General features: G+C 62.4%; 16 protein-coding genes and 1 pseudogene. 6 read left to right on the top strand and 11 right to left on the bottom strand.

All coding sequences use genetic code 11. The features are described 5' to 3' along the window. Window positions 1–132: 132 nt before the first annotated feature. Together ACF0H6_RS12555 and ACF0H6_RS12550 are read right to left on the bottom strand one after the other, a co-directional pair. Window positions 133–549 carry a hypothetical protein gene (locus tag ACF0H6_RS12555; RefSeq protein WP_395249995.1) on the bottom strand — a complete coding sequence of 139 codons (417 nt, stop codon included), beginning with the start codon at window positions 547–549 and terminating at the stop codon, window positions 133–135. A gap of 188 nt (window positions 550–737) precedes the next feature. Next, on the bottom strand, window positions 738–1499 hold the full coding sequence (locus ACF0H6_RS12550; protein WP_395249994.1) for a FadR/GntR family transcriptional regulator: 762 nt from the start codon (window positions 1497–1499) through the stop codon (window positions 738–740). A 153-nt stretch (window positions 1500–1652) separates the two neighbouring features. On the opposite strand from ACF0H6_RS12550, the gene ACF0H6_RS12545 reads away from it, so the two are divergent. Genes ACF0H6_RS12545 through ACF0H6_RS12535 form a run of 3 tightly spaced genes read left to right on the top strand, consistent with a single transcriptional unit; the run spans window position 1653 to window position 2188 of the window. Continuing rightward, window positions 1653–1886: a hypothetical protein gene (locus ACF0H6_RS12545; protein ID WP_395249993.1), complete on the top strand. Its 234-nt coding sequence runs from the start codon at window positions 1653–1655 to the stop codon at window positions 1884–1886. A gap of 6 nt (window positions 1887–1892) precedes the next feature. Beyond that, a complete protein-coding gene (locus tag ACF0H6_RS12540; protein WP_395249992.1) occupies window positions 1893–2030 on the top strand; it encodes a hypothetical protein in 138 nt (45 codons plus the stop codon). After that, window positions 2027–2188, top strand: a complete 162-nt coding sequence (locus ACF0H6_RS12535; RefSeq protein ID WP_395249991.1) for a hypothetical protein — start codon at window positions 2027–2029, stop codon at window positions 2186–2188. Before ACF0H6_RS12540 ends, ACF0H6_RS12535 begins: the two co-directional genes overlap by 4 nt. Window positions 2189–2913: 725 nt before the next feature. Here the strand turns inward: ACF0H6_RS12535 and ACF0H6_RS12530 are convergent. The 7 genes from ACF0H6_RS12530 to ACF0H6_RS12500 all read right to left on the bottom strand — a co-directional run bounded on the left by ACF0H6_RS12530 (window position 2914) and on the right by ACF0H6_RS12500 (window position 8860). Beyond that, window positions 2914–3324: a DUF6228 family protein gene (locus ACF0H6_RS12530; RefSeq protein WP_395249990.1), complete on the bottom strand. Its 411-nt coding sequence runs from the start codon at window positions 3322–3324 to the stop codon at window positions 2914–2916. A 14-nt stretch (window positions 3325–3338) separates the two neighbouring features. Then, complete coding sequence (locus tag ACF0H6_RS12525; protein ID WP_395249989.1) at window positions 3339–4301, bottom strand: hypothetical protein; 963 nt, start codon at window positions 4299–4301, stop codon at window positions 3339–3341. Window positions 4302–4794: 493 nt separating this feature from the next. Next, window positions 4795–5145 (bottom strand): helix-turn-helix domain-containing protein, encoded by a 351-nt coding sequence (locus ACF0H6_RS12520; protein ID WP_395249988.1) that lies wholly within the window; start codon window positions 5143–5145, stop codon window positions 4795–4797. Then, window positions 5138–5272: a hypothetical protein gene (locus ACF0H6_RS12515; protein WP_395249987.1), complete on the bottom strand. Its 135-nt coding sequence runs from the start codon at window positions 5270–5272 to the stop codon at window positions 5138–5140. The genes ACF0H6_RS12520 and ACF0H6_RS12515 overlap by 8 nt, the downstream gene beginning before the upstream one ends. 121 nt (window positions 5273–5393) lie before the next feature. After that, window positions 5394–6461, bottom strand: a complete 1068-nt coding sequence (locus tag ACF0H6_RS12510) for a tyrosine-type recombinase/integrase (protein ID WP_395249986.1) — start codon at window positions 6459–6461, stop codon at window positions 5394–5396. Window positions 6462–6885: 424 nt separating this feature from the next. Then, window positions 6886–7293 (bottom strand): hypothetical protein, encoded by a 408-nt coding sequence (locus ACF0H6_RS12505; RefSeq protein WP_395249985.1) that lies wholly within the window; start codon window positions 7291–7293, stop codon window positions 6886–6888. 52 nt (window positions 7294–7345) lie between these two features. After that, window positions 7346–8860 carry a DUF5597 domain-containing protein gene (locus tag ACF0H6_RS12500; protein ID WP_395249984.1) on the bottom strand — a complete coding sequence of 505 codons (1515 nt, stop codon included), beginning with the start codon at window positions 8858–8860 and terminating at the stop codon, window positions 7346–7348. Between the two features lie 250 nt (window positions 8861–9110). Between ACF0H6_RS12500 and ACF0H6_RS12495 the strand changes: the two genes are divergently transcribed. The 3 genes from ACF0H6_RS12495 (at window position 9111) to ACF0H6_RS12485 (ending at window position 12787) form a co-directional block, all read left to right on the top strand. Continuing rightward, on the top strand, window positions 9111–10886 hold the full coding sequence (locus tag ACF0H6_RS12495; protein WP_395249983.1) for a family 43 glycosylhydrolase: 1776 nt from the start codon (window positions 9111–9113) through the stop codon (window positions 10884–10886). Beyond that, the gene (locus ACF0H6_RS12490; protein WP_395249982.1) at window positions 10883–12211 is read left to right on the top strand and encodes a glycoside hydrolase family 140 protein; all 1329 of its coding nucleotides are present in this window, start codon (window positions 10883–10885) and stop codon (window positions 12209–12211) included. The genes ACF0H6_RS12495 and ACF0H6_RS12490 overlap by 4 nt, the downstream gene beginning before the upstream one ends. A 153-nt stretch (window positions 12212–12364) precedes the next feature. Continuing rightward, entirely contained in the window at window positions 12365–12787 is a 423-nt protein-coding gene (locus tag ACF0H6_RS12485) for an alpha-L-rhamnosidase N-terminal domain-containing protein (RefSeq protein WP_395249981.1), read from the top strand. Between the two features lie 232 nt (window positions 12788–13019). Here the strand turns inward: ACF0H6_RS12485 and ACF0H6_RS12480 are convergent, their stop codons facing one another. After that, complete coding sequence (locus ACF0H6_RS12480; RefSeq protein ID WP_395249980.1) at window positions 13020–13319, bottom strand: DUF4193 family protein; 300 nt, start codon at window positions 13317–13319, stop codon at window positions 13020–13022. 47 nt (window positions 13320–13366) lie between these two features. Next, window positions 13367–13569 (bottom strand): annotated as a pseudogene (locus tag ACF0H6_RS12475) (cold-shock protein). Window positions 13570–13583: the final 14 nt, after the last annotated feature.

The following is a 13583-nucleotide window of genomic DNA, read 5'->3' as shown; positions in this document are numbered from 1 at the left end:
GAGCTTGGAGGCTACCGGCAGGGAGCACGAAAGGAGCCGGCGACGGATTAGCGGGTCGAATCAGCGGCATTCTCCCCGGTGCTTACACCAAGGCAGAGGCTCCAGGGAAGCGAGCGGAGAGCGATTCTCCGTTCAGCCTGATGGGATGGGAAGAGGATTCCACCGACGAGGCTGGCCGTGTTGGTGGCGATAACGACGTCGTTCTGGTCGACGATGCACGTGTTTGGCGGCAGGGGCCGCAGGAGTGGGTCGAATTCGCTGGAGGCGGCTGACGAGGACGTCGGTGGCAGCTACGCCTGCCATTTTGCCCTCCCTGGTGACACATTTGGTGAAGGTGACGACATGCTGGTTGGTTCCGAGGGCGTCGATGTAGGCGTAGCTGGCGTGGACCGTGTCGTCGGCGTCGAATGCCGGCCACCACGGTGCTGTCGAGTAGTCATAGAACTCCGGATCCATTTCTAACCGTTGGGGCGCTTCCGGGCCCAACGGGAGGTAGCACCAGATGGAGCCCGGGTCGTCGAAGTAGGAGTTGTTCGGCGATGAATCCATTCCCGTACAGTTCCGGCATGGCCTTCAGATTCTCGCGCGCTACCTCGTAGACGTTCTCCAACTCATCCAGCCTGCCGTTCTTTGCGCGGTCAAGGCCCTCCTGGGCGGCTTCTTCGACGGTCCGGATCGACGCGGCCACGGCCCCTTCCAGCCTCACAGCGAACGACTCGACGGCGGAAACTGCGCTGTCAATGCCTTCGGTTCCAGGGAGGCGGCCCTGGCGGCGGAGAGTCCATGGACAACCGCAGGTCGATGAGGCGGTTCACGTCCCGGCGCACATGCTCTTCGGCGAGGCCTCGGGCACGGGCGGTGTCCCCGACCCGTATTGCGTCCACGATCATCGCGTGCTCTTGGGCCGCCGCGCGACTGCGGTCGGAAGCTCCGGCCCACACCAATGCCCCGACCTCGGCTTGCATCGCTATCTCCTGGCGGGTGAACAGGACGGATCCCGATGTGGCCGCAAGCTCTACGTGGAACCGGCTGTCCGCCCGCATCATTTCAGCGGGCGTCTGCGCCGTCTCGATCATCGCCGCCATCGAAGCGAGGCGCCCGATGGAGATCTGCTGCGATCGGCTCGCGGCCACCGTCGCGGCCGAGCCTGCCAGGAAGGCCCGGTATTCTCGGATGTCGCGCAGATCCTCGAGGGAGTACGCAGCAAGGGTGTCCCGTTGGGCTTTGGCGATGTCTCCGGTGTTCGCCCGCACGAAGCTTCCGCCGCCCTTGCCGCGTCGTGTTTCCAGAAGTCCCAGGTGACGGAGCTCGGCGAGGGCGGTTCGCAGGGTCATGGTTGAGACCCGCATCCTGGCAGCGAGCTCGCTTTCGCTGGGAAGCTGGGCGCCGTCTTCGAGTACGCCCAGTTCGATCGAATGACGGAGTCGAAGGGCGATCTCCTCGCCACGCTCGGCAGTCTCCAATGGTGCGAATGCGAGTTGCTCTCTCCAGCTGGACATGACACCTCCTGAAATAGTGTACCTAATTTCTAAAACTTTGACATCTAATCTTCAATGTCTATTGACATCTAACATTGTAGGTCTAATGTTAAGTGTATCAGAGGGAAGGGGTCGAATCCTTGACAACTTCCACCAGGTAAGGAGCCACCGGTCATGTTGGAAAGCGCGGATGTCGTCCATATCTGGCACAGCGCCGGCAACCTCACGCCCGTGGAGCACCTCAGCCTCTATGCCCAGGCACTTACAGCGGATTGCCCGATCGGCGCCTACCGGACATTGAACGATGCGCAGGAAGACAGGGCGATCCTCGCCTTGTTCCGCGTAGACCGTCCCCATGCGAGCATTACCTCCCTCCACCAGGTGCCGCCTCTGGCGCTGTCCGGCTAACACCAGTTGCTCCACGACCTGGCCCGCGAAGGGCTCGGCCCAAGCGATGGATTCAACGCCCAGGCCCACATGTTCGAGCATTCACCCGACACCGCACTCCGCCGGCGCGGGGACACCCAGGCTTTCAACGGCGGCGAACTGTGAAGCGCAGCAGCCCCGGAGCCACCACCGCCCCGTTCGCTCGCGGGGGTACAGTCTTCCAGACAGCCTTCCCTCATTTGCCGGAGCTGGCGCGACGCCGCGCCAACAACCCGGAAGCTTGGGATGCGCTCGTGCGGGAACTCCGCGCCGACTTCGCCTGAAGCAGCGCAATACTACAGAAGGAAAGACGAGATGACCCGCGAAGAAGCTTTTGCACGTTGCCCCTCGGACTCCTATGTGGAGTTCTACGGGAACCGATGGCTAATCATTCCGATTGAACCTGTCGCACAGCCCCACTTTTTTGTCTGCGCGCCAGGCGCCTAAGAAGCTTCCGGCCCCACCTCCGCCCAACGCGGAACCAGCTCGTAGCCGTAGCGTCAGCATTGCCCGACATCACGGCCCGAGACCGCGATACCCTGGATGCCGCAGTCGTTCAGAATGGACCTCTCGGCGCGTAGACCCGACTGCTGGGATGAACGGTCTTAGATTTCAACCTGACAGCAGTGGGATTAGCCCCTCTAAAATCATCTTCACAAATGACCAGAGACCAATGCCCGGAATCTCGCAGCGCCTCGAGGTCAGGCGACCTTCAGACGACGGAGCAGTCCAGCGTCATGAATTGGAACGTAGTCCTGGCCTTCGTTGATCCTTTGCCGGCTTCTTGACGTCCGCAGGACTATGGAATGTCCGAGGCACACTCACGCCTCCTGGCTCATTCAGGACAGAGCCATATCTCGCGGGCGTGATGTCATTCAACACCCCTTTTGCGGCCGCTCCCACGCAGATTTTAAACTTGCATGCACGGGTATTCGTGAGGCGGGAGTAGACGGTTTTCGACGGATGGCTGGAGTCAGCCTAAACCCGATGTAGTGCGTTTTCTGAATGCTTAAGTGCTCTGGGCAACCAGCATTTCTCGGAGTGACTCAGCTGCGGCAGTCAGTTCTTCGCCTGGATCCAAGGTGAGTTCTCCATTGGCTGTCCACGGAGTTGAGCGACCGGACTCTCTGAGTTCGAAGGCCAGGCGAATATGACCGTCGTGCTTCGCGGCCAGCCGGAAATCGCCCTCGATGGAGTCGAAGCTTTTCTCCCCGTCCCAGCCCCGCCAATTGCTTACGAGTTCCTCAAAGAAGGACAGCAACCCCGACCAACCGTCGAAATCCCAGACGTCCTTTGTGGCTTGGAGGCCGGGAAGCTGAGCGGTAACTCTCAGGTTCTCGATCAGCCCGTTTCGACTGCCGCGGGTATTCTCGACACGGAAAACGAGTGTGCCTTGATGTCCAATAGTCACCTCATTCATTGCTTTATTCTCCGTCATGACCGCCGTGCCGCAATGTATTGGGCGTAGGCGACAGCTGAGTCTGTGGCGTGGCGTTCGATGGTTGTGGGGGAGTAGCCGAGGGTTTCGGCGATGATGGCGACGGGTGCGAGTTTGGTGAGCTCGTGAAGTGTTCCCAGACGTGCGGCGCGGGTGTTGAAGAGTTTGCTGAGGCGGGTCGTGAGGTGTCCAGGATGAATGTGGCGTCCAGGCGACGCTCCGCGGAACACCCATTTGGTGTTGGGGTGCGCGGCGGTCAGCTCGTGGCCCGGGTTTGCGGCGAGCTCCCGCCAAGGTTGCGCTAACGGGTCTGGCAACGCGATCTGGATGCTGCCGAGCTGGACTGTGACTAAGTCGTCGGTGACGGTGACGTCGTCCCAGGTTATCCGTGCAATGTTTTCGGCTTGTTGTCCAAAGACGAGGACGAGGATCGCGGCGGCCTGATCGCGCGCCTCGAGTTGTCCGCCGGCGTGGAGCAAGCGGTTGAGTGCTTCGTCCTGTCCTGTCTTGTCGAGTTTGGGGCTTGTTCCACGACGATGCGAGGTGATAGTCAGTCCTGCAGGAGCGGCCTTGGCCTTGATGGCCCATTTCAGGAAATGTTCAGCGATCCGTCTGGTGGTGGGTCCTTCTGCCTGCCAGAGGTCGAGATGGGCTTGGGTCAGCCCGGCGAGGCTGGTGCCGTGGCTGGTGAGCCAGTTGAGCATGTCGATGGCGACGGTCACTTGCTGCTTGGCTCGGAGGAAGGTGCCGCGGGTGACTTCGTCCATCTGGTTCATCCTGCGTTGGTGATGCCAGCGGATGTAGCGGCGGATGATGTCGCGGCTCTCAGGGTCGCTGACCCGGTCTAAGGCCTGTGCTGACCAGTTCTCGTAACGCGTGTGGAGTTCGTCGTGGCGGGGCAGCACGCCGTGTTCGGTGAGGAGGCCGCGGACGTATTCGCGGGTCCGCGAGTCGGGCAACCCATCGAAGCTTTCATGTGTGTGATTTGTGGCGTGACGGCGAGGTTTCGGAGGAAAGCGGTGACGTGCTTTTGCCGGATCCAGGTGATGCCGCTGTTGGCGCGTTGCATCGACTTCAATGCTGCAGCAAGCGGAATCAATTCGGGCGCCATGATTCCCCGCGACGGGTCCGTGAGCAGGTCTTCAACAACTGTTGCGAGCACGCATTTCCAGCAGCGGCCGCCGCTGTGGAGTTCCTCTTCTGCTCCGCAGGCCTCGCAGTCGACGTTGAGTCGGATGCCTGAGCAGCTGCGGCATGCCGGCTGTTCATGGATGATTCCGGGCAGGACGCCTTCGTGGCCGCAGGCGCAGGTGCCACGGGTGCGTTTTGCTTGCTGGTAGCAGTAGCCGCAGACTCCGCCGTCGGGCCATCGAGCGACTGTTTGGTGGTGTTGGCCGCAGCGGCCGCAGGGGACCGGCCAGCGGGTGGGGTCCTCTGCTTTGCGTGGCCTACTCACTGTCGTCGGGAGCGACGAGCCGGACCCGTCGGGCGATCGGGTTGCCCTGGTTGGATGCCGAGGTCTTCGCTGCGCTTTGGGGCATTGGCTGTCGCTGCAGCGCGCATCTCAACGAAAGGCTCAAACAAGTCGTTGGGCGTGCAGTCCAGGATGTCGCAGAGCGCCGCGAACGTCATGGCCGGAATGCGCTCCGGCGTGGCCGTGACCAGCCGGTAAACCTGGCTTTCGGAGAGGGTGATGCCACGGGACTTCAGGAGCGGCATCAATTCGGTGGTCTTCCACAGGTTCCGCTTGCCCATCAGGGCTCGCAGGTTCCAACGGTAGCCAATCCGGCGCTGTTCAGGCATCTGGGTCCTCCAAGTTCGCGATGCGACGTGCAATCATCGGCTGCACGGTTTTCTGCTTGAAGTCCGACGATACCGATGTGTAGAGCCCGGTGGTCGAGGCGTAGGAGTGGCCAACATGGGTCTGCATTATCTTGAGCCTGTCAGGTAAGTGGGCCTCTGGTTCGGCGACCGCTCGACGTCGGTCAGGTAAGCCAGGAACCGCTCCACCGGCTCGAGGACACCAATGATCATCAAGCACAGTCCACGACTCAAGCGGCGAACCGGACACCAAAACTCGTTGAACCTGCATTAACCCTCCCGCGATCCCGTGTGATGGACAGCTTCAGATAAGCACCTCCATCACGCGCAATTGCACGGTTACCGGCCTCGTGCTGCACGTCAAAGACACCACAGATCCGGCCCCAGATAAGCTGCACGAATGCCGGGTCGTAACCGGCTTCGATCAGGTGGGTCACGTAGGAATGCCTGAGGCAATGCAGGCCTAACTCTTGGGGCAGGCCGACGGCGTCCCGTGCAGCTGCGAAGGCATCTCCGAAAGAGCCCAGCGACATGCGGGCGCCCCGCTCGCTCGGCCACATCGCCGATGGCCGGTCCGCTGTTGCGAAATTCGCCCGCATACCTCCTGACGTCCACGTATTCAGCTGGTCCACGACCCAGTCGAACTCCGGCACGGTCAGAACGGTGCGCCGCCTTGGCCCTGAACCAGCAGTGCCTTTGGCGAACGGACCTGGACGGCGCCGAACCGTCCGTAGTCGGAGACGTGGGGATTGGGGCCAAAGTCTTCCAGGTCCAGCATGGTCATTTCCCGCCGGCGAAGCCCATAGGCATAACAGAACCTTGAACGCCACCGAGTCGCGGAACAGGGGCAGCCAGCGCTTGCTTCCGGAGGCGTACTCCCGGTCAACTAGGTCATCGATGTAGTCGAAAAGCCGCTGCAGTTCCGCCTTGGTGAACGAGCGCTTACTCGCCGGGACGGCATCATCGGTTGTATGCCTGGGCATGTTGCACTCAAAGCAGATTTGGCTCGGAATATCACCGAAGGTCCGTTCGCAGAACTCACCCCACCCATAGCCAGGATGAGTCAGGAAAGAGCAGAACATCGCCACAGCATTGCTGTACGAACGCAGCGTTTTCAGGCTGATCGGCTTCTCACCCGAACGCAGATCGGCCAGGAAATCATCGACATCTGCCAGCCGCCACTGCCATGGAAACTCACCAGTAAACCGCTGAAACCGTTCCAGTAGTTGGCAGCGCTGCTTGATGGTGCCCGTCGTGAGCCCACGTGCGAACAACTGCGCCCGCCAGCCATCCAGCATGGCCGTGAAAACCCGTTCATCAGCCCTGAACAGCCCAATGTCCGGATCCACCAGCATCCGCGGGACGAAACCCGGAACGGCATCACTCATAACGACACCTAAACCATGGAAACATGCATTAGATGCAGGAAACCTATAGCTTTCGGCCCAAACGGATCAAATCCAGATGACGCGCCGTGATCATAAACGAATACAAACCTGCTTCTGACCTGCGGAAACGCCGAATTCCTCAGCAGACGGGAGTTCTTGCATCCACTTCTACTCCCGTTGTTTGAACGCCGATAATGCAGATTATGCCAAGTTGACGGTATGACAGGACATGAAAAGGGCCTAGTAAGGTTAGCATTTCCCGCCCTGACGGGTCCATGCCGGCCGTGTTGGAGGAGCAAGTTCGGAGATGGGAACGTCGTGGTGTCCTGTCATCTCACGGCAGCTCAACGCTCAATTGGATTGGCGTTTGATGAAGGAGGGACTGCTGAAGGTTTGATTGACACTCGGCCAGCACTTGGCTAATGATGCGTTCCCATGTCTGGGACATGTGACCCGCGATTTCTTCGGTGGCGCGCTGGTAATCCGGATCGGACATGCCTTCTTCGTCACGTCGCAGCGCCGCGACTTCTTGCCGCAGAGTATCGACGCGTTGCGCGGCATCCTGGGCCGTCCAGGGATGCTTGAGGGTGGTAAACCCTGGGCCGATCTTGCGCTTGCGTTCGATGCCGCGGGTCGCGAAGAGGACGTCCGCTGCTTCTGCGGTCTTGCGAAGGACCAGTGTGATCCTCGATCCGCCGGGCAAAAGCTCTGTATCGACGAGGTAATCCAAGCCCAAACTCACATCCGTGATGCCGTCGTGCTGCTCGCGGAATAGGCAGCCCTTAGCGGCGCGGCTACTTTCCGCGACGGAGCAGCTCGATGCGCACCGCGGCCAGTCTGTCTTTCGGGAACATCCAGTAGCGCTCGTCGCCGTTGAGGGTGCGTCCCGGAATCCACCGGCCCTCGACGAATACTCCCTCGGTGACGGTGTCGAGTTCGATGATCGAGTCAGGACGCGAGAAGCTCAGCGAGGTGCCGCGCGCGAGCACTAGGAACTCGTCTTCACCAGTGTGGATTATGAGGCCGTACCCGACGAGAACAGCCGCTTCTTCGCCCGTTCCGGTGCCGAACATCCCGCGGGTGTCGATCGGGCCCGAGATCGTTACGGTGTAGCCGCCGAATTCGATTTGGTCCTGCTCGCCGGTCACGAGACGGAAGCCATGGATGCTGCCGGTGGCCTGCGCATCGGTGATTACCGTCGACATACTTTGCATGACCGAGAAGGCGCGGAACAGGTCGTCGAAGTCGAGAACCGCGTCGATGCCGAACGGATGGAAGCCGATCGCGCGATATGCTCCCACCGCAACGAAGGCGAGGCCGGGGTCGGGGCGGGCCTCGGGGACAAAAATAGCGTTGCCGGCCACATCGTAGGTGGACAGCGCGCCTGCAAAATCTTCGATGTAGATGTCGGGCGAGAGGAAGTCGAGCGATGGGGCGCCGAGCTGCCAGATATCGATCATGCGAGAGACCGGCCCGCCGCTCGGGTAGAGCCCTGGCGCTTTAGCGTTCGGCTGAGGGCCGAGCCAGGCATTGGTGAACACCGGCAAGGCATGTTCTGCGATGCCCGCGCGGGCGACACGCTCGACGAAGCTGCTGAAACCCCAGCTCATGAACACTTCTTCGGCGAGGGGGTCGGTGCCGAACACCTCCGCCCACGTTCCTGACTCTAGGGAGCCGTTGCGCTGCCACAGCTCACGCACCCACTGCTGCAGTGCCTCACCGCGAAAGGAGAGGCCGCGCACCAACTCGGCCGGCACCTGCTCAGCCCACGCCGCATCGGCAAGCGCGCTGCGGTCGCGACTGTCACCGAGGAGTCCGACCTCGTTCTGCACCTGCACGGCGATGACAGTGTAGTCAGGATCGATGCCCCTGAGGTGACGCATCAGCGCGGCAAAAGCGCGCCCGTCGGCCTCGACAAGATTTTCGCAGAACACGCTGAGGATCGGGCCATCGAGGCTGAACCGTCCCGTCAGCAGTCGCTCCTGATCCCGCTCAGCCCGTGGGAAGCGCGCCTCGTCGCGGCGCACCCAGCTTGGGGCGTACGACGATTCGGCATTCTTGTACGAACCGAACCAGATCAAGACGAGTTTGATGCCGCGGGCTCGGGCCTGCGTGACCTGGTCGTCGACGGAGGTGAAGTCGAAGACTCCCTCTTCGGGCTCGACGAGCTGCCAGCTCGCGGCTCCGATAATTGAGCGCACCCCCTGTTCGGCGAGGCGGTCCCAGATCGGCGCCATAAATTCTGGGCTCGACGGGCTCGAGTTGTGCAATTCGCCCCCGAGCGAGAGGAACGGCACGCCGTCGACCAAGAGCTGCGAACCGTGTGGGGTACCCGACACTCGCGGGAGGATCGGGTGCCCGTCGGGGCGTCTGTCGCGTGCAGGAGTGTCATCCGAGTTCGTCATTGCGAGCCCCTCACGATAATTGGAAGACTGGATCAAACCGAGCTTGAATGAATGGCAATCGGTTGTCAACCTTGTACTGACTGTGCTTGAATACAATCGCCAACCGCGGGCCCGGAATGTTCGTGCCTGCATACCCCTCTAGGACGAGACGAATATGACGCGCATTTTGTGTAACCCGATGGATCTCGCATACCGCTATCAGGACGTTCGCTTCACCGGTGTGGTGGACGGTGTGAGCCTTGGAGAGCCGAGCCGCAACGTGCATCGTGAGGCCGCCGACCCTTCGCTTGTTCTCTACCGCGACAGGTACTACCTGTTCGTGTCGATGTCGCGAGGGTTCTGGCACTCCGACGATCTCTTCGAGTGGGTGTATCAGGCAACCGACAAGATCCCCCCGTTCGACTACGCACCCGACGTTCGTGAGGTCAATGGTGCGCTCGTGATAAGCGCGTCGCGCAAGGGCTCGAACTCGCCGTTCTTCCGCAGCGTCGACCCGCTGGCCGACGACTTCGAAGAGGTCGCGCCAGGCACGTTCTCGTTCTGGGACCCGAGCGTCTTCCAAAACGACGATGGCCGCATCTACCTCTACTGGGGGTGCGACAACGTTCAGCCCATCACCGGCGTCGAACTCGATCAGAGTCTCACCCCGATCGGCGAACCGGTCGAACTCATCCGGGCAGACACTGCAGGCCGCGGCTGGGAACGGCTGGGCGAGAACTACGTGGTCCCTGAGCCGAAGACCGAGCGCGAGCGGATGGCCGCCTCACTCAGCAGCGCGGACCCGTACATCGAGGGCGCATGGATGACTCGCTACAACGATCGGTACTACCTTCAGTACGCAGCCCCCGCGACGCAGAACAACACCTACGCCGACGGCTACTATGTGGGCGATTCCCCGCTCGGCCCCTTCACCTATTCCGCGGCCAGCCCGTTCTCATCGAAGCCGGGCGGTTTCGCCCCGGGCGCCGGCCACGGCAGCACGGTCCAAGATAAGCACGGCAACTGGTGGCACGCGGCGACGATGCGCATCAGCGTCAACGGCGTGTTCGAGCGGCGCCTGGGCATTTTCCCCGCCGGATTTGACGCCGACGGTGTGCTGACCTGCAACCAGAACTTCGCCGACTATCCCCTCGCTTTCCATGACGGACCGTTCGACCCGTGGGCGAAGATCACCCCCGAATGGATGTTGCTGTCCTACCGCTCGCCGGTGACGTCCTCGTCGGCGACAGACGGGCACGAGGGCGCGCTCGCGGCCGACGAAGACATCCAGACATGGTGGGCATCGGCCGGTCCGGGCGTCGGGGAATGGATTTTGCTCGACCTGGGCGCGGTCTGCAACGTCGCCGTCGTACAGGTGAACCTTGCAGATCACGAACTCGCGGCGACCGCAGTGCCCGTCGAGGAGGGCGCAGACGGCGGCCACACCTGGCGGGGAATCTACCCCGAGCACCTTCCGGCCCTCGTCGTCCTCGAAGGTTCGGTCGACGGGGAGACGTGGGAGACCCTTCACGACGGCCGGGTCGAGGGAGTCGACCGCCCGCACGCCCTCATATCGCTCGAAACTCCCCGCGAACTCCGCTTTGTCCGCGTCACCGCGGCGAGCCTGCCTTTCGACGGGGCATTCGCCGTCAGCGGTCTGCGCGTCTTCGGCCGAGCCGATGGCGCACTGCCGACGGCACCGACGCCGACGGCCGTGCGCACCGAGCCCCGCACAGCCCATGTCACCTGGCCGGCCGTCGAGGGCGCAATCGGGTACAACGTCCGCTACGGGGCGGGCCCGGAGGCGTTATATCGCAGCTGGCTCGTGTACGACCACAACGAGCTCGACGTGCCGTCGCTGAACGCCGGGGAGGACACCTGGTTTGCCGTCGATGCGTTCAACGGCGTCGGGGTAACCCTCGGCGAGCCGATCAGCGCAACGCGGGCATGATCGCTCAGGATCGCCCGATCGCCGTCAGCGAAAATGGGCGGTTTTTGCAACGCGTCGACGGCTCGCCGTTCTTCTACCTCGCCGACACGGCCTGGGAACTCCTGCACCGCTGCACCCTTGGAGAGGCCGAACTGTACCTCCGCGACCGCGCGGCCAAAGGGTTCACGGTAGTGCAAACGGTGCTGCTGGCCGAGTTGGACGGTCTGCGGGTTCCCGATCCGTCGGGCCGGCTCCCCCTGCACGATGAAGATCCCACGCGCCCGAATGAGGAGTACTTTGCCCACGTCGACGCGGTATTCGAGATCGCCGGGTCGCTCGGTCTCACGATCGGTCTGCTGCCGGCCTGGGGCGACAAGTGGAATCTCCTCTGGGGAATCGGCCCGGCAATGCTCACCCCGGAAGGCTCACGAGAGTTCGGTGAGTACGTAGGACGCCGGTTTGCGCACCGCGCCGTGATCTGGATTTTGGGCGGCGACCGTCCCATCGAGACCCCCGAGCACCTCGCGATCGTCCGCGCCATGGCCGAAGGCGTGCGTGCGGGCGATCACGGTCGCAACCTCATGACGGCCCACACGTGGGGTCAGCACTCGACGAGCGAGTACTACGCCGATGAGTCGTGGCTCGAATTCCACACCATTCAGAGCGGACATGGACGCAACTTCGAGAACTGGCGCATGATCGAGGCGGATTATGCGCGAACGCCGGTGATGCCATGCATGGACATGGAACCCGCCTACGAAGAGAGCGCCGATCAGATCGGTAATCTCGGGGGCGGTTTTCTCGACGACTACGACGTGCGCAAGAGCCTGTACTGGGCGCTGTTCGCGGGTGCCCATGGACACACGTACGGATGCTGGCCGGTTTGGCAGATGTGGGACGTCGGGCGTGTGCCGCGGATGTGGGTGCGGATGCCCTGGCGCGAGGCCCTGCAGATGCCGGGCGCGGATCAGGTCCGTCACGCCAAGAATCTTCTCCTGTCGCGCCCATACTTCGATCGAGTGCCGGATCAGTCCATGGTTCTCGGGGAACCCACGAGCGGCGTGCATCACGTTCGCGCCACCCGCGACCAGGAGGGAAGTTTTGCTTTCATCTTCCTCCCCGCCGGCACGGCGGTTCAGCTGACGCTGGAGAGCATCCGCAGCGAGTGGTACACAGCGTGGTGGTTCGATCCGCGCACGGGGGCAGCTCACCGGATAGGCGAGGGGAGCACGCTTGAGCCGCAGACCTTCACACCGCCGCACGGAGGGCCTGACTGGGTGCTTGTGATCGACTCGGCCGACGCCGATCACCCGGACCCCGGGAGCCTCTCCTTCTCGCGGCGTTGAACCTGCCTTGCATAAACATTCGAAGCGGGCCTCTTCGACGAGGACTGGACGTCCGCCTGGATCAGCCCGGTAGATGATGCGGCTGGGACGCCGGGGACCCGGCCGGCTCACGTCCTGAGCGCGACCTTCACAATCACCGAGGAACCTGCGCGTGTGTTGTACTCGACCGGACTCTGCGTGTATGAGGCCTTCATCAACGGCGACAGGGTGGGTGATGTCCAACTCGCACCCGGCTCAACCTCCTACGATCGGACGCTGTACGCGCAGGGAGCCGATGTTGCCGGTCTGTTGCATCTCGGCGACAACGCGATCGAAATCGTCGTGTCCGACGGGTGGTATCGCGGCCAGGTCGGCGCGTTCCGCGAACCCGCCGGTTGGGGCGATCAACTTGCCGCCCGGGCGGAACTCCACCTCGACTCCGACTGGACGACTATCGTCGGCACCGGGCCGGAGTGGACCTCTGTTAGCGGCCATGAAAAACTGCCCATAGCGCTGAGCGGCGCTGCCGCTCCGTGCCCATTGAAAATTTGCGCGAGTCTGACGTTTGACCGGTGGCAGTGTCCGGGCCCGAAGTGAAGGATGGAAGTGTCCGTCATGGTTTGAGTATTTGAGGCCCTGAGCGCCACCCGTTCGTGCGGTTGGACGCAAGGGGATCGTGCCAGAGAGCGCCAGCTGTCGCGTGGCTTGGCGCGCGCTTTCGCATGCGTGAATCGATGGGACAGCATTCTCACCGGTCCGGGATGGCCGCGACCGGTTCACTGCGAGGCTGCTCTCGCGTATGTCGGCTCGCGCCTGGAAGGTCGGGTCTTCAGGCCTCGCACTCGGTGCAATAGAGGTTCCCGCCTCTTTCGCGTGCGATCTGGGAGCGGTGGCGGACCAGGAAGCACGAGGAGCAGGTGAATTCGTCTCTGCCCTGGGGGACAACGTTAATGACAAGTTCCTCGGCCACGATCTCACCGCCGGGACCCTCCGTGTCGAGGTCATCGCTTCCTTCCACCTCAAGGACCGCACGCATCGGCGTCGGGGCATTCGCTGACTGCACAGCTTCGAGGGACCGCTCCTGCGCTTCCTTTACCTCCGGACGCAGGTCGTCATAATCGGCGGCCATGACATGTCCTCCTTTCCAAGGACCGAAGCGGATCCCGTACGGACGCGCTACAAATGCTGGACGTTCTCCGCCATCAACCCGGTGACTCCGACAACGACGTCGAACGCCACCCGCTGCCCGCCATCCAGAGACCGGCACCGCCGCCCATGACGGCCGAGTAGTGGACAAAAACATCCGGGCCCCCGTTATCGCGGCCGATGAAACCGAAACCCTTGTCCGGATCGAACAAGCTGATCGCCCCTGTGGGCATTGTTCCTTACCTCC

It is taken from the genome of Arthrobacter sp. NA-172 (genome assembly GCF_043952055.1).
In the GTDB taxonomy this organism is placed as follows: domain Bacteria; phylum Actinomycetota; class Actinomycetes; order Actinomycetales; family Micrococcaceae; genus Arthrobacter.
Note: the sequence above shows the minus strand (reverse complement) of the source record. Positions and strands in the feature narration are given on the sequence as shown.